This is a genomic window from Hydromonas duriensis (genome assembly GCF_004363775.1).
Lineage (GTDB): Bacteria > Pseudomonadota > Gammaproteobacteria > Burkholderiales > Burkholderiaceae > Hydromonas > Hydromonas duriensis.
On record NZ_SNZE01000013.1, the window covers coordinates 36,920 to 57,823 of the forward strand.

General features: G+C 45.8%; 18 protein-coding genes, 1 other RNA gene and 1 pseudogene. 1 reads left to right on the forward strand and 19 read right to left on the reverse strand.

The annotated features are described in order from the left end of the window. Positions 1-41 precede the first annotated feature (41 nt). The 17 genes and pseudogenes from DFR44_RS07065 to DFR44_RS07140 form a co-directional block, all read right to left on the reverse strand. Positions 42-368 carry a YbaB/EbfC family nucleoid-associated protein gene (locus DFR44_RS07065; RefSeq protein ID WP_133620517.1) on the reverse strand — a complete coding sequence of 109 codons (327 nt, stop codon included), beginning with the start codon at positions 366-368 and terminating at the stop codon, positions 42-44. A gap of 67 nt (positions 369-435) precedes the next feature. Beyond that, positions 436-855 (reverse strand): hypothetical protein, encoded by a 420-nt coding sequence (locus DFR44_RS11745; protein ID WP_342774567.1) that lies wholly within the window; start codon positions 853-855, stop codon positions 436-438. Between the two features lie 101 nt (positions 856-956). Next, positions 957-2,063, reverse strand: a pseudogene (gene dnaX / locus DFR44_RS07070) (DNA polymerase III subunit gamma/tau); the annotation flags it as partial. Positions 2,064-2,153: 90 nt separating this feature from the next. Next, positions 2,154-2,252, reverse strand: an RNA gene (ffs, locus tag DFR44_RS07075) — signal recognition particle sRNA small type. 99 nt (positions 2,253-2,351) lie between these two features. After that, the gene (gene tldD, locus DFR44_RS07080; protein WP_133620518.1) at positions 2,352-3,833 is read right to left on the reverse strand and encodes a metalloprotease TldD; all 1,482 of its coding nucleotides are present in this window, start codon (positions 3,831-3,833) and stop codon (positions 2,352-2,354) included. Positions 3,834-3,883: 50 nt separating this feature from the next. Then, entirely contained in the window at positions 3,884-4,744 is an 861-nt protein-coding gene (locus tag DFR44_RS07085) for a carbon-nitrogen hydrolase family protein (RefSeq protein ID WP_133620519.1), read from the reverse strand. A 188-nt stretch (positions 4,745-4,932) separates the two neighbouring features. Then, a complete protein-coding gene (lpdA, locus tag DFR44_RS07090; RefSeq protein ID WP_133620520.1) occupies positions 4,933-6,372 on the reverse strand; it encodes a dihydrolipoyl dehydrogenase in 1,440 nt (479 codons plus the stop codon). 43 nt (positions 6,373-6,415) lie between these two features. After that, positions 6,416-7,693 carry a hypothetical protein gene (locus tag DFR44_RS07095; protein WP_133620521.1) on the reverse strand — a complete coding sequence of 426 codons (1,278 nt, stop codon included), beginning with the start codon at positions 7,691-7,693 and terminating at the stop codon, positions 6,416-6,418. A 27-nt stretch (positions 7,694-7,720) separates the two neighbouring features. Further along, complete coding sequence (locus DFR44_RS07100) at positions 7,721-8,209, reverse strand: hypothetical protein (RefSeq protein ID WP_133620522.1); 489 nt, start codon at positions 8,207-8,209, stop codon at positions 7,721-7,723. A gap of 39 nt (positions 8,210-8,248) precedes the next feature. Further along, positions 8,249-8,731 carry a hypothetical protein gene (locus DFR44_RS07105; protein WP_133620523.1) on the reverse strand — a complete coding sequence of 161 codons (483 nt, stop codon included), beginning with the start codon at positions 8,729-8,731 and terminating at the stop codon, positions 8,249-8,251. 89 nt (positions 8,732-8,820) lie between these two features. Continuing rightward, positions 8,821-10,074: a 2-oxoglutarate dehydrogenase complex dihydrolipoyllysine-residue succinyltransferase gene (gene odhB, locus DFR44_RS07110; protein WP_133620524.1), complete on the reverse strand. Its 1,254-nt coding sequence runs from the start codon at positions 10,072-10,074 to the stop codon at positions 8,821-8,823. Positions 10,075-10,158: 84 nt separating this feature from the next. After that, positions 10,159-13,020 carry a 2-oxoglutarate dehydrogenase E1 component gene (locus tag DFR44_RS07115; protein WP_133620525.1) on the reverse strand — a complete coding sequence of 954 codons (2,862 nt, stop codon included), beginning with the start codon at positions 13,018-13,020 and terminating at the stop codon, positions 10,159-10,161. Between the two features lie 354 nt (positions 13,021-13,374). Then, positions 13,375-13,962, reverse strand: coding sequence for a DNA-3-methyladenine glycosylase I (locus DFR44_RS07120; protein WP_133620526.1), 588 nt, complete (start codon positions 13,960-13,962; stop codon positions 13,375-13,377). A gap of 51 nt (positions 13,963-14,013) precedes the next feature. After that, on the reverse strand, positions 14,014-15,450 hold the full coding sequence (cls, locus tag DFR44_RS07125; RefSeq protein ID WP_133620527.1) for a cardiolipin synthase: 1,437 nt from the start codon (positions 15,448-15,450) through the stop codon (positions 14,014-14,016). Positions 15,451-15,635: 185 nt separating this feature from the next. Then, complete coding sequence (fabG, locus tag DFR44_RS07130) at positions 15,636-16,379, reverse strand: 3-oxoacyl-ACP reductase FabG (RefSeq protein ID WP_133620528.1); 744 nt, start codon at positions 16,377-16,379, stop codon at positions 15,636-15,638. Positions 16,380-16,477: 98 nt separating this feature from the next. Next, on the reverse strand, positions 16,478-17,413 hold the full coding sequence (fabD, locus tag DFR44_RS07135; RefSeq protein ID WP_133620529.1) for an ACP S-malonyltransferase: 936 nt from the start codon (positions 17,411-17,413) through the stop codon (positions 16,478-16,480). 97 nt (positions 17,414-17,510) lie between these two features. Continuing rightward, entirely contained in the window at positions 17,511-18,485 is a 975-nt protein-coding gene (locus DFR44_RS07140; RefSeq protein WP_133620530.1) for a beta-ketoacyl-ACP synthase III, read from the reverse strand. A 132-nt stretch (positions 18,486-18,617) separates the two neighbouring features. Between DFR44_RS07140 and DFR44_RS07145 the strand changes: the two genes are divergently transcribed. Beyond that, entirely contained in the window at positions 18,618-19,775 is a 1,158-nt protein-coding gene (locus tag DFR44_RS07145) for a GNAT family N-acetyltransferase (protein ID WP_162845199.1), read from the forward strand. Positions 19,776-20,244: 469 nt separating this feature from the next. On the opposite strand, the gene DFR44_RS07150 is transcribed toward DFR44_RS07145, so the two are convergent. Both DFR44_RS07150 and DFR44_RS07155 read right to left on the reverse strand, forming a co-directional pair. Next, positions 20,245-20,439: a hypothetical protein gene (locus DFR44_RS07150; protein ID WP_133620532.1), complete on the reverse strand. Its 195-nt coding sequence runs from the start codon at positions 20,437-20,439 to the stop codon at positions 20,245-20,247. Positions 20,440-20,598: 159 nt separating this feature from the next. After that, positions 20,599-20,904, reverse strand: a 306-nt coding sequence (locus DFR44_RS07155) for an OmpA family protein (RefSeq protein ID WP_133620533.1), incomplete at its 5' end; no start/stop codon positions are given.

Genomic DNA, 20,904 nt, shown 5'->3' on the forward strand with positions numbered 1-20,904 from the left:
AGTGTGAGATATTGCTTTAACTTTTAACGCTATCTTTATGCTTAAAATGGCATTTTGAAGCCAGCAGGCATATTTAACCCCGCCGTCAAGCCGCTCATGCGCTCGTTTGTTGTGGCTTCGGCACGGCGCACGGCATCGTTCATTGCTGCGGCAACAAGGTCTTCCAGCATGTCTTTGTCGTCCGCTAACAATGAGGGGTCAATAACCACGCGTTTGACGTCGTGCTTGCAAGTCATGGTGATTTTGACCAAACCTGCACCAGATTGCCCTTCGACTTCGATGTTTGCCAGTTCATCTTGCGCTTTTTTCATGTCGTCTTGCATTTTTTGCGCTTGTTTCATCAAGCCTGCGAGTTGATTTTTCATCATGATGAGTCGTTCCTTCGTTTAGTAAGCCATCCAAGATGGCGGATGGTGACATAAAAATTTAATTTGTTCAACTGGCTTGTACCGAGCTGGGCACAAGCATTCCATCTAATTCTTGAATCAGTGCACGAATGGTCGGGCTTTCCGCCACTAACTTTTGCGCACCTGCCAATTCTTGGGCTTTCACCTGTGCTTTTTCTATTGCAGGTGTCGCCTGCACACTGCCTTGCTGCACCTTCAAACGACGCGTTTGGTCTTTAAAGTGTGCATTTAAACGTTTTTCTAAGCCCGTAATCGCTATCGGGTTACTACTTAAAACTCGACTTTCGCAGCGTAATTCTATTGTGCTGTCAGTAAATGCAACCAATTCACTTTGCCGTGCCAGTTGCGCTTCTAAACCTCGCACATGCAGCTTTTCAACCAAATTAACCCAATCCGCGGGACGGGGTAAGGCATTATCCGATTCAGCCGCTGTCGTTTCAGTGTGCACAACTGCCTGGGCTGAAGTGTCAAACTCGGGCTGTTGAGCCGTGTGCTTAGGAGGAGTTGGCGCAGCTACAGAAGGTGCAACAGCTGCGCTGATTACTTTTTTGCGCGTTCCCCTTCGTTTTTAGCGGGTGCAAAAGCCAGTAAACGCAGCAACATCATAGTAAAGCCCGCTTGTGCATCAGGCGCAAGGTGCAACTGGTCTCGGCTGGTCGTTACTATGCTGTAATACAATTGAACTTCATCCGCACCCATTAGTGGGGCAATATGTTGAATCAAGTCATTGAGCTGCATATCATCTGTTTGGGCATTGGGTACCACTTGCGCCAGACTAATGCGATATAAGATTTGCGCCAGTTCGACCGTGGCGTCATAAAAAGAGGTTGAGCGCGCAGCCATTTGTTCCGCAATGCTCACCAACGCCGCCCCATCTTTGGCAATCAAGGCATTAAAGATGGCTTCGATTTGAGTCGTATCGGTGCTACCGAGCATGTCTCTTACAGCATCTACTGAGACATTAGAACGGCTAAAAGCAATCGCCTGATCCGTTAAAGACAGTGCATCGCGCATACTGCCTTGAGCCCCCTTGGCCAACATATGCAAGGCTGCGGGTTCAAAATTAACCTGCTCTTCGGTCAAAATATGGGTCAAATGCCCAACAATATCAGCGGGTGGCATTTGTTTAAGATTGAATTGCAAACAACGCGAGAGGACGGTGGGAAGAATTTTCTGCGGGTCGGTCGTTGCCAAAATAAATAAAACATGCGCGGGCGGTTCTTCAAGCGTTTTAAGCAAGGCATTGAACGCCGATTTTGACAGCATGTGTACCTCATCAATTAAGTACACTTTGTAACGGCCTGCGGTCGGCATGTAGACGGCATTTTCAATAAGCTGGCGCATGTCATCAACGCCTGTGTTACTCGCAGCATCAATTTCGAGCAAATCAACGAATCGTCCCGCGTCAATGTCCACACATGCTTCACATTCACCGCAAGGCGAGGCACTCACACCATTTTTTTGACAATTGAGCGATTTTGCTAAAATTCGTGCAATCGTGGTTTTACCAACGCCTCGCGTGCCCGTGAACAAATATGCATGGTGCAAACGTTGCTCTGTGAGCGCGTGCGTCAGGGCTTTAACCACATGCGCTTGCCCGACTAACGAAGCAAAATCCCTTGGTCGCCATTTGCGTGCCAAAACTTGAGAACTCATGTCGCCTCTATTTAAGAAAAGTACGAAAAACGCTACTTTTTCGAATAAAACAAAGGGCGACGACTCGCGTCGTCGCCCTTTTAGGAATATGAAGGCGAGCCTGAACTTCGGCACTCATGGATAACAGCTGTGGCTGCTTCCTTCCGGACCTGACCCGATTCACCGCCCCACAATGCGAAGGGACCCGCCAACGCGAATTATAACACTAAAATCAGAAAATACGGGAAGCGAAGTGTGATTCAAATAAAAAAATGAACAAACATTATTCATTTTCACATGAAATCGTGATTACAACTGCGCTCCACCAACAGTTAAACCATCAATGCGTAAAGTCGGTTGGCCTACACCAACAGGCACGCTTTGCCCTTCTTTACCGCACACGCCTACGCCTGAATCCAGACTCATGTCGTTGCCCATCATTTTAATTTTGGTCAACGCATCTGGGCCGTTGCCAATCAATGTGGCGCCTTTAATTGGGGCAGTGATTTTACCGTTTTCGATAAGATAAGCTTCTGTGGTCGAAAAAACAAACTTGCCGTTCGTGATGTCCACTTGCCCCCCGCCAAAGTTCGGCGCATAAATGCCATATTTGACCGAAGCAATAATCTCTTGCGGCTCATGTGAACCGCCAAGCATATACGTATTGGTCATGCGCGGCATGGGTAAATGTGCATATGACTCACGTCTCGCGTTGCCTGTTCTACTCGCATTCATCAGCCGTGCATTCATCGCGTCTTGCATATATCCCTGCAAAATACCATCTTCGATGAGTACATTGCGCTGGGTGGTGTGCCCTTCATCATCAATATTCAACGAGCCGCGACGACCTTTTAACGTGCCGTCGTCAACAACGGTGACACCTTTGGCCGCGACACGTTGACCAATTTTTCCAGCAAAAGCAGATGAGCCTTTGCGATTAAAGTCCCCTTCTAAACCGTGACCAATCGCTTCATGCAAAAGCACCCCAGGCCAGCCCGCACCCAAAACAACAGGTAAAACACCAGCTGGCGCAGCAATGGCCTCTAAATTAACCAAAGCTTGACGCACTGCTTCTTTGGCATAACTTTCAAGCATCTCATCGGTAAAATAACCATAATCGCTTCGTCCACCACCGCCTGCAAAACCTTGTTCACGTCGTCCATTGCTTTCGACAACAACCGAGCAATTCACCCGCACCAACGGACGCACATCGGCCGCTAAACAACCGTCTGCCCGCGCAATGAGCACGACATCGTATTCCGCAGATACACTCGCCATCACTTGAGTGACACGAGAATCCAGGGCGCGTGCTTTTTTCTCCAGTCGTTCCAACAAGCTGACTTTTTCAGCCGAGGTCAAACTGGCTATTGGGTCATGCGCCGCATATAAATTCGCTGCATAGGGTGAAATTGACTGCATGGGCACAGGTTGAATTGATTGAGACGGCACTTTTATTCCACGAGCGTTAACGGCTGGCGCAATGTCACGCGTCACACGCGCTGCATCCAATAAAGCATCTAAGTGAATGTTGTCTGAGTATGCAAAAGCGGTTTTATCTCCAACCACTGTACGCACGCCAACACCTTGGTCAATACTGAAACTGCCTCCTTTAACGATACCCTCTTCTAAACTCCAGCCTTCGCTTCGCGTATATTGAAAGTACAAATCAGCATCATCGGCACGATGCGCAAATATTTCTGAAAACACGCGTTCAAGATTTTGTGTACTCAAACCATAGGGCGTGAGCAGCAATGATTCGGCTATTTTGAAGTTGTTTTGATGTAAGGTCATGAGTTTATTTTCACATTATAAATATTGTCTAAAACACCAAGACTGGTTGGTCAGCAGCTCATCACGCGATGTTTCAGTGCAGGTAAACTGGTGCGTACCCGATGGATACGAGAGTGTAACAGATTGCCAAATACCACGCCGCAACCCTCAGGCTGGACAGATTGAACCGCACCCCACGGATCTATCCACATGCTGTGACCAAAGGTACGACGACCATTTTCATGCAGCCCGCCTTGCCCGCTGGCGGCCAAGTAGCATTGATTCTCGATGGCTCGCGCGCGCAACAGCACCTCCCAATGAGCCTGTCCTGTGGTATGTGTAAACGCTGCCATCACGATCCAAGCGACCACATCCCCAGCTTGACGAAACAACTCGGGAAAGCGGATGTCGTAGCATATCGCAATGCCAATCTGTCCCCAAGGACTGTCCCACACGCAAGGCTGCGTCGCGTCACCCGCCATAATCGCATCGCCTTCGTTGTATGATTCGTCGGCATTTTTGAAGCCAAACAGGTGGATTTTGTCATAACGGGCTTCAACTCTTCCTTCGGGGGAATAGACTAAGCATGAATTGTAAACTTTGCGTGGGTCTGGACTTTTAAGGGGAATTGTTCCGCCAATCAAATAAATTTGGTGCTGCATGGCTTGCGCCCGTAAAAAAGCTTGTAGCGGCGTATTATCACTCACCTGCTCCCCTACAAAATCTTCCGCCACCGCTAACTTATCGGTTTCAAGCCGCCCCATCAAACAAAAATACTCTGGCAAAACAATAAGTTGTGCACCATCGCTCGCGGCCTGCGCAATTAACTCTGCGGCAGCGTGTATATTTTTCTGAATATCGGTGCAAGAAATCATTTGCACACAGGCAACGCGCACGGCGGTCGCCTCTTGGCTGTCTTGAGGTTGAGTCATTGTCGCTCTCCAGTGCTGCTTTTAAAAACAATTAGCTGCCCTTATCGTGTCATCGTGCTGTCCAATTTTTATTGGCAAACATTAAAAACATGGGCCACATATGAATGCTTAAGACGTAACTATAACAACAAACGCGGGACAATGCCCGCGCTTGTTATGTGCACACATTCAATGTATTGCGTATTGTTTTACATATTTAGCGTGCGTTTATCAACAGCCAATGCAGCTTCGCGCATCACTTCTGACATGCTCGGATGAGGATGGCAAATGCGAGCGATATCTTCTGAAGCCGCCTTGAACTCCATCGCCACAACCGCTTCAGCAATCAGGTCTGATGCTCCAGCGCCAATGATGTGCACGCCTAAAATTTCATCGGTTTTGGCATCCGCAATCATTTTCACAAAACCTTCAGCCGCGCCCATGCCCAATGCACGACCGTTCGCCATGAACGGGAACTGCCCCGTTTTAATCTCACGACCTGCGGCTTTGAGTGCTTCTTCAGTTTGCCCCACCCAAGCAATTTCAGGAGAGGTGTAAATCACCCAAGGAATACAGTTGTAATCAATGTGCGGTTTTTGACCAACAATGCGCTCAGCCACAGCCACACCCTCATCCTCGGCTTTGTGCGCGAGCATCGGACCTGGAATCACGTCACCAATCGCCCAAATACCTGCTACCGCAGTGGCGCAATCGTGATTGACTTCGATGAAGCCACGCTCATTGGTTTTCACACCGACAGCCTCAAGATTCAAACCATCTGTATTTGGCGTGCGCCCAACTGAGACGATGAGTTTATCAAACTCACCCTTAGCCGCTTCGCCTGCTGCAGTCGTGTAATTAACCGTCACGCCCTTTTTGGTCGCTTTAACATCACCAATTGAGACGCCCAGTTCAAATTTAAGCCCTTGTTTCTCAAACAATTTTTTTGCTTCTTTGGCAATCGCAGCATCCGCGGCACCAAGGAAAGCGGGCATGGCTTCAAGCACGGTCACTTCAGCACCCAAACGACGCCACACCGAACCGAGCTCCAAACCAATCACACCCGCGCCAATCACACCGAGCTTTTTCGGCACGGTATTAAAATTCAATGCACCTTCGTTGTCGCACACCACAACGTTATCGACAGTGATGCTGGGTAAGTGACGGGCTTTAGAACCTGTAGCGATAATAACGTTCTTTGCACTCACCACCGTCTCAACGCCAGCCTTATCGGTCACTTTGACTTGCGTCAAACCGCCCTCTTGCTTCACGAATGCGCCGTAACCTTTGAGCAAGGTCACTTTGTTTTTCTTGAACAGGTATTGAATACCGCCCGTCATTTTGTCAACGATGGCATTTTTACGCGCCACCATTTTGGCCGGGTCAACACTTACGTCTTTGACCGAAATACCATTTTCAGCGAAATGATGGTTCGCATCTTCGTATAGATGCGAGCTGTGTAATAAAGCTTTGGATGGGATGCAGCCCACGTTCAAGCACGTACCGCCTAAACGTGGCTCACCTTTTGGGTCATCATAAGGATTACCCTCAATACAAGCTGTTGATAAGCCCAATTGCGCCGCACGAATGGCAGCAATATAACCGCCAGGGCCTGCACCGATGACTACTACGTCGAATGTTTGTGACATAATTTTTTCCGTTCTACTGTTTGATTAATGAATTTAGTTTGCTTTACTTTGGTGTGTCGCTCTCTGCTCCATCTGTTAAGTCTTTATCTACGATATCCTCACTATTAACCTGATTTTTATCTTTACCGACAGAATCGGTACATTTTTCATACTCAGCGACACAAACCTTATATTCAGCTTTGACCGCTTCTTTACCGATTTCTCGTATTTTTTCTTTGGAATGAATTTTACATGCATCTAATTTTATACGACACTGACCAATAGGCGTCGCGGCGATAAGAGGTTTAACCAAATCTACATTACATTGTTTGTAGTCAGACTTACACATGGCAAAAGCCATTTTTTCTGTATCGTTATGTGTTTGTCCAATGCGCAACAAAGTTTCAAGTTTCGTCTCATCATCTTCATCTTTCGCAATACTAATACACTGTCTATACATGTTCTTGCACAACAGTGTGGCACTGCGAATCCTTTTTTCAGGTGTAGTCTTTTTTAAATCTTCGTCTTCTTGTAAAAGTTCAGAAAAAGAATCATTAAAACTACTGATGCACTTATCAATAATTTTAGGTCGAAGTGCGGCCACTTCTGCATAATCATCTTTTCGCCACTGTTCTAAGCTTTTACTATCAGATTCAAACATACATACGGCATCTTTTTGTTGAGCCCGATGAAAAAAACCTCTGGCATCACCTTCAACTGTTTTTGAGAGGCTTGCCTTAAATTTTAAAATGTAATTGTTTTTAGATGTTCCAGCAGCGACATCATCAAATACCAAGCTCCATTGCCAAGGCCGAACAAATAACGACTCATAATATTGTCGGGCTTTAATAGAAGGATTTTGATTAACGTATTGAATAATATCTTGATCCAATCGCTGTGGAATATCATTTAAAGCTGGATTTTCAAGTTTTGATCTGTCAGCAATGTCTTCAATCTTATAACCTACAATAGCATCTCTAGTTTGAAAACCATAAGGGTTATTACCAACCGAAAATTGACCTGTCATTGCCCCAGCGGCAACTCCAAAAGCAGCCAAGCCATTTACCACAGTTAAGCGTTCTTGAGTGACCACCGTCAATTGATTGAGTTTAGAGTTGTATTTACCTTTTTCTGTTTCGTAAGAAAAATAAATGCGAATTGGCCCTTTTGAGCGATATTTATTAAAAAAAGACACTTTGGGGTTTACCCGAGGGTCATGTGGCAACTGAACCTGCTCTGTAAGGGCTTGATTTTGCACTTCCATATCCTGAGCATACCCAACATGAGCTACGCCATAAAGAATGGCGCATAGCCCCCCCAACCACTTAACACAATAGCCCATAACTCTCCATTCAAGCGACCAATTAATTTATCTCAGCTTATTGAACCATGCTACAAGCTGAACAGCAAGGCTTTGTGCCTGTCGAGTTAAAATGCTACAGGAATTACTCAAACTACCACTTTGCAGGCTACTGGTAACCTTACGGGTCTTTACTTTTACGCCATCTACATAAACATCTAACTTTACAGCCAAAACTTTCTCGTGACTCAAAAAAGAATTACCCGCGCTAATTACATCGACAATTTTAGCATCTAACAATTTGCTTTCAGGTTTGCCCGCCAACTTATTTGTCTCATGCACTGAATATTGAGCATCTTCCAATAATTTAACAAAAGCCTGTCTCAAATCCATATCTAATGACGTGCATTCCGCAAATACTTTCGCTTGGTCACTTGTAGTCACCTCATGCCCCACCGAAAGTGCCACCTCGCGCGGTGCTGCAGTTATGTTTTGCGCACGCGAGTCCACTAGTAAAACGTTAAGCAATACAAAAGACAAACAAGATCTTAAAAACATTAGCCCCTCAAAACCACGATTCTAAGTTGTTCATTTAAATCAATTACTTTGATTCAACCAAAGGGCAATGTCTTTGCCAAACACGGTTGTGATTCGTTCTAAAATGCTGCAATTGCCTTTATACACGCCAAACACACCGCCACCTGACGTTCGATTAAACACCTTCGTTTTAACTACGGTGCCATCTTTAAATAATGTGGCTTTGGCTGTTCCACCTGTCTGCTTACCAAACACAAAGCTTCCACCTGCCGTCATTGAGGTAATCTTAACCTCCAAAACTAAATCTTTACTGGTATCGAGTTTATCAACTTTATCAACAAAGTAACCAACGTTAGACAACTCTGTGCTCAGCGAATTCGATAAGCTCGCCCCTAAGCTCGCACACTCTTTAACAATATTTTCTTGAACCAAGGACTCATCCAAATAAGGGATTGAACTTGCAATTGAAATATGCTCACCAGCAGCCCAAACTTGAGAGGCCATAGTCATACCAAAAAACATAACTGCTGTTTTCTTATTCATTTTCCATCCTTTGTACCACATGCTTTTATAAATAATGCTCAAAATGTGTTGGGGTTCAAACGTCCCCCAACACATCAAATACCAACTAATTACACATCCAACAACAAACGCGCTGGATCTTCCAAAGCCTCTTTCATAGTCACTAAGCCCAAAACAGCTTCACGCCCGTCAATGATGCGGTGATCGTATGACATGGCCAAGTAGTTGATGGGACGAATGACGATTTGACCATTTTCCACCACGGCACGGTCTTTAGTCGCATGTACACCAAGAATCGCTGATTGTGGCGGGTTAATAATCGGGGTTGAAAGCATAGAGCCGAATACACCACCGTTAGAAATTGAGAACGTACCGCCTGTCATTTCTTCAATGGTGAGCTTGCCGTCCTTGGCTTTTGCACCAAACTCAGCAATCTGCTTTTCGATATCGGCCAAACTGAGTTGGTCGGCATTACGAATCACAGGAACAACCAAACCACGAGGCGAGCCAACAGCGATACCAATATCAAAATAACCATGATAAACAATATCATTGCCGTCAACCGAAGCGTTCAGCACTGGATACTTTTTGAGGGCGGCAACGGCTGCTTTAACAAAGAAGCTCATGAATCCGAGTTTAACGCCATGCTCTTTTTCGAATTTATCTTTATATTTATTGCGCATTTCAATGACGGGAGCCATATTGACTTCATTGAATGTCGTCAAGATGGCGTTGGTCGATTGAGATTGCAATAAACGTTCTGCGACACGAGCGCGCAAACGACTCATTGGTACGCGTTGCTCTGGGCGATCGGCCAAAATGCCATTGACATTGATTGGTGCTTTAACCACTGGCAATGCTGAGCCTGCGCTTGGAGCTGGGATGGCTGATTTGGCAACAGCAGTACTTGCAGTAGCTGCATTTAAAGCGTCTGCTTTGGTGATGCGACCATCTTTGCCTGTACCCGTCACATTGTTGACACCACTTTCTGCCATGATTTTAGCTGCTGCAGGCGAAGGGGTGCTTGTGTGCGCCGCTGGCGTGACTGCTATGGCAGAGCTTTGAATGGCGGTAACGGGTTGTGGCGACGGCGCGTCAACGGCTGGCACGTCACCTGCGATTGCTGTGGTGTCTATTTTGGCAATTAATTGACCGCTGGCGACCGTTGCTCCGTCTGCGGCAATGATTTCAACCAAAACACCTGACGCAGGCGCTGGCAATTCAAGAACGACTTTGTCGGTTTCAACGTCGATTAAATTTTCATCACGGGTGACACTTTGACCCGCTTTTTTGTTCCATGTGAGCAATGTCGCTTCGGCAATAGATTCTGACAATTGGGGAACAACAACTTCAATGATGGCCATAATATGTTTTCTTTCATTCGTGGGGTGGGCTATACCCACCGCTTCGGTTTATTCAATTATCTTTTTAAAAACAATTGGTTGAAATTACTTTCTCAAAAAGTTTTTTAACTTGCCAAAAGCAGCAACCATCATGGCTTTTTGTTGCTCATAATGTTTGGCGTAGTAACCTACTGCGGGTGAAGCAGATGCTGGGCGACCCGCATAGGCAAGTTTTTGACCTTCGTTTAAGTTTTCAAACAAATTGTGTTGAATTTGGAACCATGGACCTTGGTTTTGAGGTTCATCTTGCACCCATACAATCTCTTCAAGTGAAGGATATTTTTTGAGTTCCGCAGCAAAAGCTTTATGCGGGAATGGGTACATTTGCTCGAGACGAATCACAGGCACGTTTTGGTCTTTTTCTTCTCGGCGAGCGGCCAAAATGTCGTAATACACTTTGCCCGAGCAAACCAATAGACGTTTGACTTTTTTCGCATCCACTTTCACAGTGGCGTCCGTCTCACCAATAATCGTTTGGAATGAGCCTTGAGCCAATTCGCTCAAATCAGAAATAGCTTCTTTGTGACGCAAAAGCGATTTAGGCGTAAAGATAATCAATGGTTTGCGGAAAGAGCCGACCATTTGGCGACGCAAGATATGGAAAATTTGCGCTGGAGTCGTCGGTTGAACCACTTGCATGTTGTGATCTGCACATAATTGCAAATAACGCTCAATCCGTGCAGAAGAGTGTTCTGGCCCTTGGCCTTCGTAACCATGAGGCAACATTAATGTCAGACCTGATGCACGGCCCCATTTGACTTCACCACTAGAAATAAACTGGTCAATGACCACTTGTGCGCCATTGGCAAAGTCACCGAATTGCGCTTCCCAAATCACCAATGTATTGGGTGCAGTGGTTGAGTAACCGTACTCAAAGCCCAATACCGCTTCTTCCGATAACACAGAGTCAATCACAGTAAAACTGGCTTCGCTTGTCACATTTTGCAATGGAATGTAGCTACCTGAATCCCAACGTTCACGGTTCTGATCATGAACAACCGCATGACGATGAGTAAACGTGCCTCGGCCAGAGTCTTGACCCGTGATACGAATATCATAGCCGTTGGTCAATAAAGATGCAAAACCTAAGTGCTCGGCCATACCCCAATCTAAAGGTTGTTTACCCTCCGACATGGCGCGACGATTTTTCATCAAAGTGGCAACCAACGGATGAGGTGTTAAACCCTCAGGCAAAGTGGTGATTTTTTCACCCAAACGTTTGAGTTCTGACTCAGGTACGCCAGTATTGGTTTCATCCACCCATTTTTTATGCAAAAACGAGCCCCAGTCTGCGGCGAATTGGTGTTTATAATTGCTCAAAACACTGGTGTGATAATGGCGACCTTCATCCATCGCATTACGGAAGTCCGTGGCCATCTGCTCAGCTTCACCCGCTTGCAAAACACCTTGAGTGGTCAATTTTTCAGCATACAGCGCACGCGTTCCTGGGTGTTTACCAATGGTTTTATACATCAAAGGTTGAGTTAAAGCTGGTGTATCTTGTTCGTTATGACCAAGTTTGCGGAAGCACACGATGTCAATCACAACATCTTTTTTGAAGGCTTGGCGATAATCCAATGCCAGTTGTGTGGCCCACACAACCGCTTCAGGGTCATCACCGTTGACGTGCAATACAGGTGCTTCGATAAGTTTGGCCACGTCCGTGCAGTAAGTTGTAGAACCTTTATCGCGCGGGTCTGATGTGGTAAAACCAATTTGATTGTTAATAACAATGTGAATCGTGCCGTGTGTGCCGTAACCTCGAGTTTGCGCGAGATTGAGGGTTTCCATAACAACGCCCTGCCCTGCAAAAGCGGCATCGCCATGCACTTGAACGGGCAGCACTTCTGAGCCTGTTTCATCGTTGCGACGGTCTTGTCGAGCGCGCGCCGAACCTTCGACCACTGGATTAACGATTTCGAGGTGAGACGGGTTAAATGCCAAAGATAGGTGAACGGGGCCACCTTCTGTGCTGACGTCACTTGAAAAGCCTTGGTGGTACTTCACGTCACCCGCGGGCAAGTCGTCGCCATGTTTACCTTCAAACTCAGCAAACAAATCGGCTGGATTTTTACCCAGTGTGTTCACCAATACATTCAAGCGACCACGGTGTGCCATACCAATCACGATTTCTTTCACACCCTGTGCGCCACCGTGTTGGATTAACGCATCCATTGAGGCGATAAAGCTCTCACCGCCTTCAAGTGAAAAGCGTTTTTGTCCTACATAGCGCGTATGCAAATAGCGTTCGATGCCTTCTGCTTCAGTCAATTCGAGCATGATGCGTTTTTTTTGCTCGCCATTGAACTGTGGTGTCGCTTTGCATGACTCCAAACGCTCTTGCCACCAGCGTTTTTCTGCTGGATCAGAAATGTACATGTATTCAGCACCGAGCGTGCCACAGTATGTCGCACGCAAGGCTTGTACCAAGTCTCGCAAGCTCATGGTGTCTTGGCCAAAATACGTATTAGCGGTACTGTAGGTTTCGTCTAAATCAGCTTCAGTAAAACCGTAAAAAGAGGGTTCTAATTCTTGAATTTCGGGACGCTCTCTGCGTTTGAGAGGGTCCAACTCAGCCCAGCGCGCACCTAAAAATCGGTAGGCAGCGACTAAAGACTGTACGTCTACTTGTTTTTTTGCTTGACCAAGGTCAGCATTCGCTGCTTGAGCCGCGAGGAATTTGTTTTGTTTTGCACGTTGGGCAAAAGACTCAACGACAGGCGCATGAGCCACATCACGTACGTCGATTTCACCATTGCTCGCTGGAACGTGCTGCATATTGTCAAAATACGAACGCCATTGTTCTGGTACGGCGGATGGATTGTCGAGGTAAAGTTCATACAGCTCTTCAACGTAGGGCGCATTGCCGCCAAAGAGGTATGAATTTGACAAAAAGTCATTCATCATGATGGGCTTGTCCTTTCTGTGTGTAACACACAATGGGATTAGGGAGAAACACTCCCATTGACGTTGCGGCCATACCGCTTGGTCAATAGCCAATGTACCACTGTCTAGGTACATCGGGGGCGAGTGGAATAAACACGTTGGACACACAGAAAGAATAAATAAACAATCTGGTACCCAGTAAAAAGTGATTAAACGCGAAAAAATATTAAAAATCTACATGCAGCGCAGCATTCTATCATTTTCAAAGATTTAAATGAAAGCGACTTTTTCTACTTTATGAGAAAAACTTGATTTAATTGGGGGTGTAATCAATTTGTCAGCGTATAGAGTGATTAAACAGGTGTTCAACAGATGCTAACGATGCCCATGTCGATAGATACAACCTTCCATGTGGTCATTCACCAAACCCATTGCCTGCATAAACGCATAACACGTTGTCGGCCCTACAAACTTCCAACCTCTTTTTTTCAAATCTTTGCTCAAACGAGTGGATGTCGGTGTGGCGCTGGGAATCGTTTCACGCATCACTACTGCGGGACGCTCACTTTCTGGCGGTACAAACTGCCCAAAATAGTCATTGAGCGAACCAAATTCTTGTATCAATTCAATCGCCCGTTGCGCATTGTGTATGGTCGCTTCGATTTTACCGCGATGACGAATGATGCCGTCGTCTTGCAATAATCGCTCAACATCGGAGGCCGTAAATTGAGACACGGTTGAGATATCAAACTGTTTAAACGCTTTGCGAAAACCTTCACGCCGCTTTAAAATCGTGTACCACGACAAGCCCGATTGAAAACCTTCAAGGCAAATTTTTTCAAATAAGCGCGTGTCGTCGTATACGGGCTTGCCCCACTCTACATCATGATAATGGACGTATAGTTCATCATCTCCGCACCAAAAACAGCGTCCATTATGTAAACTGGGTTTATTTGTATTCACAATCAAAAGTCCAAAAATATAGGTAAAAACAATAAGTAAAAAACGGCGTGCTCATAGCACTGGCCCCATGGTCGCGACGGTGTTGTACCACAGCAATTTAGGCTTAGTCCATTCTTCAACTTCTGACAAAGTTACTCGCACCGAGGCATCGATGTATCCTTGCTGTCGCTCTATGATGGTTTGAGTCAATGTTTTATCGTACAACACAATATTGTTTTCGTAATTCAAGTCAAAACTTCGACGGTCTAAATTGGCCGAACCCAGCATGGTGACTTCGCCGTCAATGGTCAATAATTTGGCATGCAATAAGCCACCCGTATATTCATAAATTTTTACGCCCGCTTTAAGTAAAGCTTGATAATAGCTGCGACTGGCGGCCGCGACAATCCACGAGTCATTGCGACGCGGCACATTCAACGTCACACTGGCACCGCTTCGAGCGGCGATGCATAATGCATTAAAAATCGACTCATTGGGCACGAAGTACGGGGTCGTGATAATGAGTTCGTCTCTTGCACAAGCAATCAGGGTCAAAAACACATCGGGCATAGCGGAGTGACGCTCAGTTGGGCCCGTGCCAATAACCAATGCGGGGCAATTTTGAGCTTTTGTCGTTTCTTCAAGCAGCCATAAGGTTTCAAGGTTTTCATGCGTTGCAAGCTGCCAATCACTGGCAAATAAACGTTGATTTTGCAACACAATCGGCCCAGTGAAGCGCACCACCGTGTCGACCCAAGGCGCGTACTTCGGCTTCGGAGAAAACGCCGCATCAGCGCAATTTTGACTCCCACAATAAGTAATGCGATTATCAATCACCATAATTTTTCGATGATTGCGTAAATCAATTCGCCCAAACAGCATGCGCATGATGGGATTGCCAATTGGCAGAGCGTAGGCAACCCGTACACCCGCCTCTTCCATTTGTTCCCAATATGTTGAATCAATCAAGCTACGCGAACCGAGGGCATCCGCCAGCACACGGCATACCACACCACGCCCCGCCGCACGACAAAGCGCGTCAATCACTTTCAAACCACTGGTGTCAGCGAGCCAGATATAAAACAAAAGATGCACATGATGCTGCGCCTCGTCAATGTCCTTGACCAAGGCGTCAATTGTTTTTTCAGAATTGGCCATAATTTCGCCGTGATTACCGCCTACAGGCATAAAACCATTCACCGACTGAGCAATACGGAACAACTGCTGATAGCGTTCTGGAATGTCCACATCAAAAGGCTCATGTAAACTGGCTTTTGATTGCTGAAACAATGAGCTTTGTATTTTTCGCATGCGTTCGGCACGTTCAAACCCAATATTGGTTTCACCAAACATAAAATAAAACAAAATACCGAAAACAGGCACACCTGCAATGACAAGCATCCACGCGACTCGGGATGCAGGCTCACGATACGGACGCAACATTACTCGACCTAAAACATACAATGCAATGGCGTAGTTTAAGACAACTAAGCATGTCGTCCAAGTCATGCAACCTCCAATGATGGTGTGTTATATAAGCTTAAATACAACAAGCCAATAAATAACAAAACAAAAAATCGCTTTTTATATTTTTATCGCAAAAAAAGCAGCCAGACAGCCGCTTTCTTTACACCAGTAGATTATGTTACCTATCTATCACGAAAAAAGTAGGCCATCGCGTTTCGTCAACACGCTTACATATACATGCCGCCGTTTACTGCCAAGACTTGCCCTGTAATGTAAGCCGCCTCTGGTGAGGCGAGAAATGCCACTGCATGGGCAATGTCTTGTGCTTGCCCCAATCGCGCCAACGGAATTTGGCTTGCAAGCGCATTAATCGCCTCTTCACCCAAAGCCGCCGTCATATCAGTTTGAATAAAGCCTGGTGCCACGCAGTTGACAGTGATATTGCGCGAGCCTAATTCTTTGGCCAACGCTCGAGACATTCCCTCAACGCCCGCCTTCGCCGCTGCGTAGTTTGCTTGACCAGGGTTACCCATTTGTGCAATCACCGAAGTCACACTGATGATTCGCCCTGCTCGGGCTTTCATCATGCCTCGCATGACGCCGCGAGAAAGGCGAAATACGCCTCTTAAATTGGTGGCGATAACGGCATCAAAATCTTCATCTTTCATGCGCATCGTTAAGTTATCACGCGTGATGCCTGCATTATTGACGAGGATATTTATCGTACCTAAATCTTTTTCGATTTGTGCCAATACCGCGTCACTTTGTTCAGCATCCGCAACATTCAACACCAACCCCATATTTTTAGGGTTAATCGCTTGTAAACCTTTGGCGATGTCAGCCGCGCCTGCTTCCGAGGTGGCTGTACCAACCACAATCGCACCGCGCTCTGCCAAAGTGTGTGCAATCGCACGGCCAATACCGCGAGATGCACCTGTAACCAAAGCGATTTGATTGTTTAATGAACTCATTTTTTAACTCCAATTCTTGATACGAATATCCAATACCATATCTAACAACTCAAGATATTTTTAATACAACACGGGGCAACCTAGCCCCCGCATATGAATTAACTTAGTGCCTCACGAATAGCGGACAAACTCGCCTGATCAACCAAGGCGTGCCCTGCAACACGGCTGTCGATGCGCTTGGCCAAACCAGCCAAAACTTTACCAGGACCGCATTCAACCACATCGGAAATATTTTTATTTGCCATGGCCTGCACACACTCAACCCAGCGCACAGGATGCCATGCTTGGCGCACAAGCGCGTCTTTGATGCGAGCCACGTCATGCTCGACCATTACATCAACATTATTCACCACGGGTACGCTCGGCGCGTTCATTGTCACGTTTGCCAATGCATTTTGCAACACATCCGCAGCGGGCTTAAGTAAACTCGAATGAAACGGTGCTGAAACGGGTAATAGCAATGCGCGCTTCGCACCTGCCGCTTTTGCCAATTCGCACGCTTTCTCAACCGCCTCTTTGTGACCCGCAATCACTACTTGACCTGGAGAGTTAAAATTAACCGCTTGAACGACTTCGCCCGCCACCTCTGTTTGAGCCGTTTCACATACGAACTTCACGGTGTCGTCATCAAGCCCTAAAATAGCAGCCATGCCACCCACGCCGACAGGCACGGACGTTTGCATCGCTTCGGCGCGTGTGCGCACGAGCTTAACAGCATCGCTCAAACTAAACACGCCTGCCGCAGTCAAAGCGGAATATTCACCTAAGCTGTGCCCCGCCATCATTGTGGGTACAGCACCGCCAACTGAAAGCCAAGCGCGATAAAAAGCCACACTGGCCGTGAGCATGACAGGCTGAGTATGAATCGTCAGATTTAAATCTTCAATAGGCCCATTTTTCATCATATTGAGCAAATCCAAGCCCAAAGCATCCGATGCTTCGGCAATGGTGTCTTGCACCACAGGCAAATCAGCGAGGTCGTTGAGCATGCCAACGCTTTGCGAGCCTTGACCTGGAAAAACAAATGCAAACATATCATCTCCAAAAAAATACAGAAAAAGCAAATTCATGCTTTTTCTGTGTTCCTTAAATTAAACGAATTGAGTAAGAAATTTAGAATGCGCCAAGGCTCTAGAACTTGAGAAGGCTCGCGCCCCAAGTAAAGCCACCACCAACCCCTTGCAACAACAAGGTTTGACCTTTTTGGATGCGACCATCACGCACCGCTTTATCTAAAGCTAAAGGAACTGAGGCGGCTGAAGTATTGCCGTGCAAATTCACAGATACAATCACTTTTTCATCGGGTACATTTAATCGTTTAGCCGCTGCTTGCATAATGCGGATATTGGCCTGATGAGGAATAAACCAATCTAAATCCGCCACATCCATGCGTGCATCCTCAAGCACCTCAATCGCGACATCTCCAAGTGCTTTGACGGCATTTTTAAATACTGCCTGACCATCCATGGTAATAAAAGGATGCCCCACAATTTGACCGTTTTTTATAACGCCATTGCTGTATAAAATGGTCGACAAGTCACCATCTGCATGAACCTTGCATGACAACACACCTGGTTCATCTGAAGCCTGCAATACCACTGCACCTGCACCATCACCAAACAAAACACAGGTTGTGCGGTCGCTCCAATCCAATAAACGCGAAATCACTTCGGCACCAACAACCAGCGCTGTTTTAATTTGTCCCGACCGAATCATCGCATTCGCGGTTGTCAATGCGTAAATAAAGCCAGTACAAGCCGCTTGTACATCAAAAGCCGCTGCTTTTTTAGCGCCAATGCGTGATTGCAATAAACACGCTGAACTGGGGAACATCATGTCGCCTGTAGACGTGCCAACGATGATTAAATCCAACTCTTCTGCATGAACACCTGCCATTTCAAGGGCATTTTTTGCCGCCACTTCGGCCAAAGAACTCGTGGTTTGGTCTGGATTCGCCCAATAACGCTGGGTAATGCCCGTGCGCTCACGTATCCACTCATCCGACGTTTCAATACCTTGTTTTGCCAAACGTTCAACCAACATCGCGTTGCTAACAGGCTCATTAGGTACAAAACTACCCGTACCAATGATTCGTGCATATGTCATGTTTGCCCTCTATTCTCTGCATTTATCAAGTGCAGGCATTGTACGCCAAAAGAGGTTTGGTGTAAAAGTCAAAAACTCTCGATGCTATTTCTCGCTCACCACATGGTTCAGCCAATTGTATTAAAATGCCGCATGCCTACCATTCGCGTGATTACCTCCGTCAAACAAGCGCCTCCTGAAATTTTTGCACAAAGCAAAACGCCTTTTATGTCTCAAGCATTTTGGCAAGCTTTGGAAGATTCTGACGCCATCTCGCCTGAGCGTGGATGGTGGGCTCAACATTTATTGCTACATAACGAGGCTCAACAGCCCATCGCCCTACTTCCACTTTTTGCCAAAAACCATCACCGAGGCGAGTATGTATTCGACCAAAATTGGGCCCAAGCATACAAGGAAAACGGGTTGAACTACTATCCCCGATTGGTTAGCTGCATACCGTTCACGCCTGTAACGGATGAACGGATTTGGTTGGCAAACGGCATTGATTTAGAAGATGTCTTGCCGATGTTTGTACAAGGCATAAAACAATTAGCCACTCAGCAGTCGGCTTCCTCATGGCATACTTTATTCCTCACCCAAGCCGATGCCGCAACATTTGCCAAAAACCAACCTAAGCTGGCATTTCGGCAAGGTTGTCAATTTTTATGGACTGATCATAAATTTGACAATTTTGATGGCTTTTTAAGTCAAATGACTGCAAAACGTCGCAAGACCATTAAAGCTGAACGCAATAAAATCCATCAAATGGGCATTTCTTGCCATTTTATTGAAGGTAAAGACATCCAAGCTGATGATTGGATATTTTTTTATCAGTGTTACCAACGCACCTACCACGTTCGCGGGCAATCCCCCTATTTGAGCTTGGCTTTTTTTGAGCAGATTGGTTTGACCATGCCCAATAATGTGGTTTTAGAAATTGCTCAAGACTCATTGGGTAAAAAAATTGCCGCAGCCTTATTTTTTAAGGATGCGGACACTTTATACGGTCGCTATTGGGGGTCATTGTCAGATGTGGCCTGCCTGCATTTCGAGGTCTGTTATTACCAAGGAATTACTTATGCCTTGGCTCAAGGCTTAACTCACTTTGACCCTGGTACACAAGGCGAGCATAAGCTTTTACGCGGTTTTTCACCTGTACTCACTCATTCTGCACACTGGCTCGCGCACCCCCAATTCATGCAGGCAATCCACGAATACACTGAACTTGAGCGTCAGCATATTGGTGAATACCACCGTGATGCAATGGTTGCTTTACCCTTTAAACATAACATAAACAGTGGCTCTGGCTAAAAAGAGAAGAAATTTATAATTCAAAAATTAAGACATTTTGACACACTGTTTTAATGCCTAAATTCCACTCATAGGTAAGTAGTCTGACAACTTAGCTGTTGTATCTATCCAATCGTCTGCAATGTATTCATAACCTCCACTTGGAACAACGATTTCACCACATTGACAGCTTTTTGTTCTGGTCTCAAGACAGCAGCTTGTATTTGTTTTTATTAAACCATAAACAACTTCTAAAACAATGTGTAACTCGGAATTGCACTTACACACATGCCTGCGTTTAATAATAACAAGAGGAACCTCTGGCAAAGCCTTGCCCACAAAATCAGAATATGACAACATTGCTACATGTTTCGTTTTTTTCACCATCGTTTTAAACTTTAAAAAGTATTTAAAAACAAAATGTTATTACTTATACTGAAAATCAAATCAATCTATAAATAAAACCGTCAAGTACAGAAGTTACAGTTAGTTACGCATTTTTTTTAGTTATAGATTGGTGGCGTATGTTGTTTTTTGATATCCACTCCATCGCTTGAGCTCTAGACCACCCTTGTTTTGGGGCATCCCCTTTTTTTAAAGTGCTCTTTAACCTTTTATCTCGTTTTTGAATTAAGTGCTCATCCACATGAGCATCCATTAGCTCCTTGCTTTCATTTGCAGCCATTATTACTCCTTCTTTATTGAGGACAAGGCTTAAAATTAAGTTGAAACAGTATTTGGATTATTCTCAACAAACTTGTACAACATCACAAAAATCAGCTTTAAAAAAGCTCGGCACGAGCAGAGCTTTTTTAAGTATATTGTCCTCTAAAAATCAATAAATTTACTTCAACGACACCTCAAACCGACGATTCGGGGCCAAGCACGCGATGGTTGCCGCTGACTTACTGCCTGGGCAATTCACCAACGGTTTAGCCGCACCCAAGCCCTCAATCGTAATCAAGTTCTCTGCAATGCCTTGGCTCACTAAAAACGCTTTAATCGTTTCAGCACGTTTAAACGAGAGCTTCTGGTTATACGCATCTGAACCCAAGCGGTCGGTATACGCCGAGACTTTCAAACCTTTCTGAGTGTTAGAGTCCTCTTGCAACTGTTTAGCCAAAGCCGCCAACTTAGTGCGTCCCGCCTC

Excerpts from the sequence above, each read along its gene's own strand:
- DFR44_RS07085 (WP_133620519.1), bottom strand. The coding sequence starts at position 4,744 with ATGACTCAACCTCAAGACAGCCAAGAGGCGACCGCCGTGCGCGTTGCC.
- odhB (WP_133620524.1), bottom strand. The coding sequence starts at position 10,074 with ATGGCCATCATTGAAGTTGTTGTTCCCCAATTGTCAGAATCTATTGCC.
- DFR44_RS07115 (WP_133620525.1), bottom strand. The coding sequence starts at position 13,020 with ATGATGAATGACTTTTTGTCAAATTCATACCTCTTTGGCGGCAATGCG.
- DFR44_RS07140 (WP_133620530.1), bottom strand. The coding sequence starts at position 18,485 with ATGACATATGCACGAATCATTGGTACGGGTAGTTTTGTACCTAATGAG.
- tldD (WP_133620518.1), bottom strand. The coding sequence starts at position 3,833 with ATGACCTTACATCAAAACAACTTCAAAATAGCCGAATCATTGCTGCTC.
- DFR44_RS07150 (WP_133620532.1), bottom strand. The coding sequence starts at position 20,439 with ATGGCTGCAAATGAAAGCAAGGAGCTAATGGATGCTCATGTGGATGAG.
- DFR44_RS07105 (WP_133620523.1), bottom strand. The coding sequence starts at position 8,731 with ATGAATAAGAAAACAGCAGTTATGTTTTTTGGTATGACTATGGCCTCT.
- DFR44_RS07100 (WP_133620522.1), bottom strand. The coding sequence starts at position 8,209 with ATGTTTTTAAGATCTTGTTTGTCTTTTGTATTGCTTAACGTTTTACTA.
- DFR44_RS07145 (WP_162845199.1), top strand. The coding sequence starts at position 18,618 with ATGCCTACCATTCGCGTGATTACCTCCGTCAAACAAGCGCCTCCTGAA.
- fabG (WP_133620528.1), bottom strand. The coding sequence starts at position 16,379 with ATGAGTTCATTAAACAATCAAATCGCTTTGGTTACAGGTGCATCTCGC.
- fabD (WP_133620529.1), bottom strand. The coding sequence starts at position 17,413 with ATGTTTGCATTTGTTTTTCCAGGTCAAGGCTCGCAAAGCGTTGGCATG.
- cls (WP_133620527.1), bottom strand. The coding sequence starts at position 15,450 with ATGACTTGGACGACATGCTTAGTTGTCTTAAACTACGCCATTGCATTG.
- DFR44_RS07095 (WP_133620521.1), bottom strand. The coding sequence starts at position 7,693 with ATGGGCTATTGTGTTAAGTGGTTGGGGGGGCTATGCGCCATTCTTTAT.
- DFR44_RS07065 (WP_133620517.1), bottom strand. The coding sequence starts at position 368 with ATGATGAAAAATCAACTCGCAGGCTTGATGAAACAAGCGCAAAAAATG.
- lpdA (WP_133620520.1), bottom strand. The coding sequence starts at position 6,372 with ATGTCACAAACATTCGACGTAGTAGTCATCGGTGCAGGCCCTGGCGGT.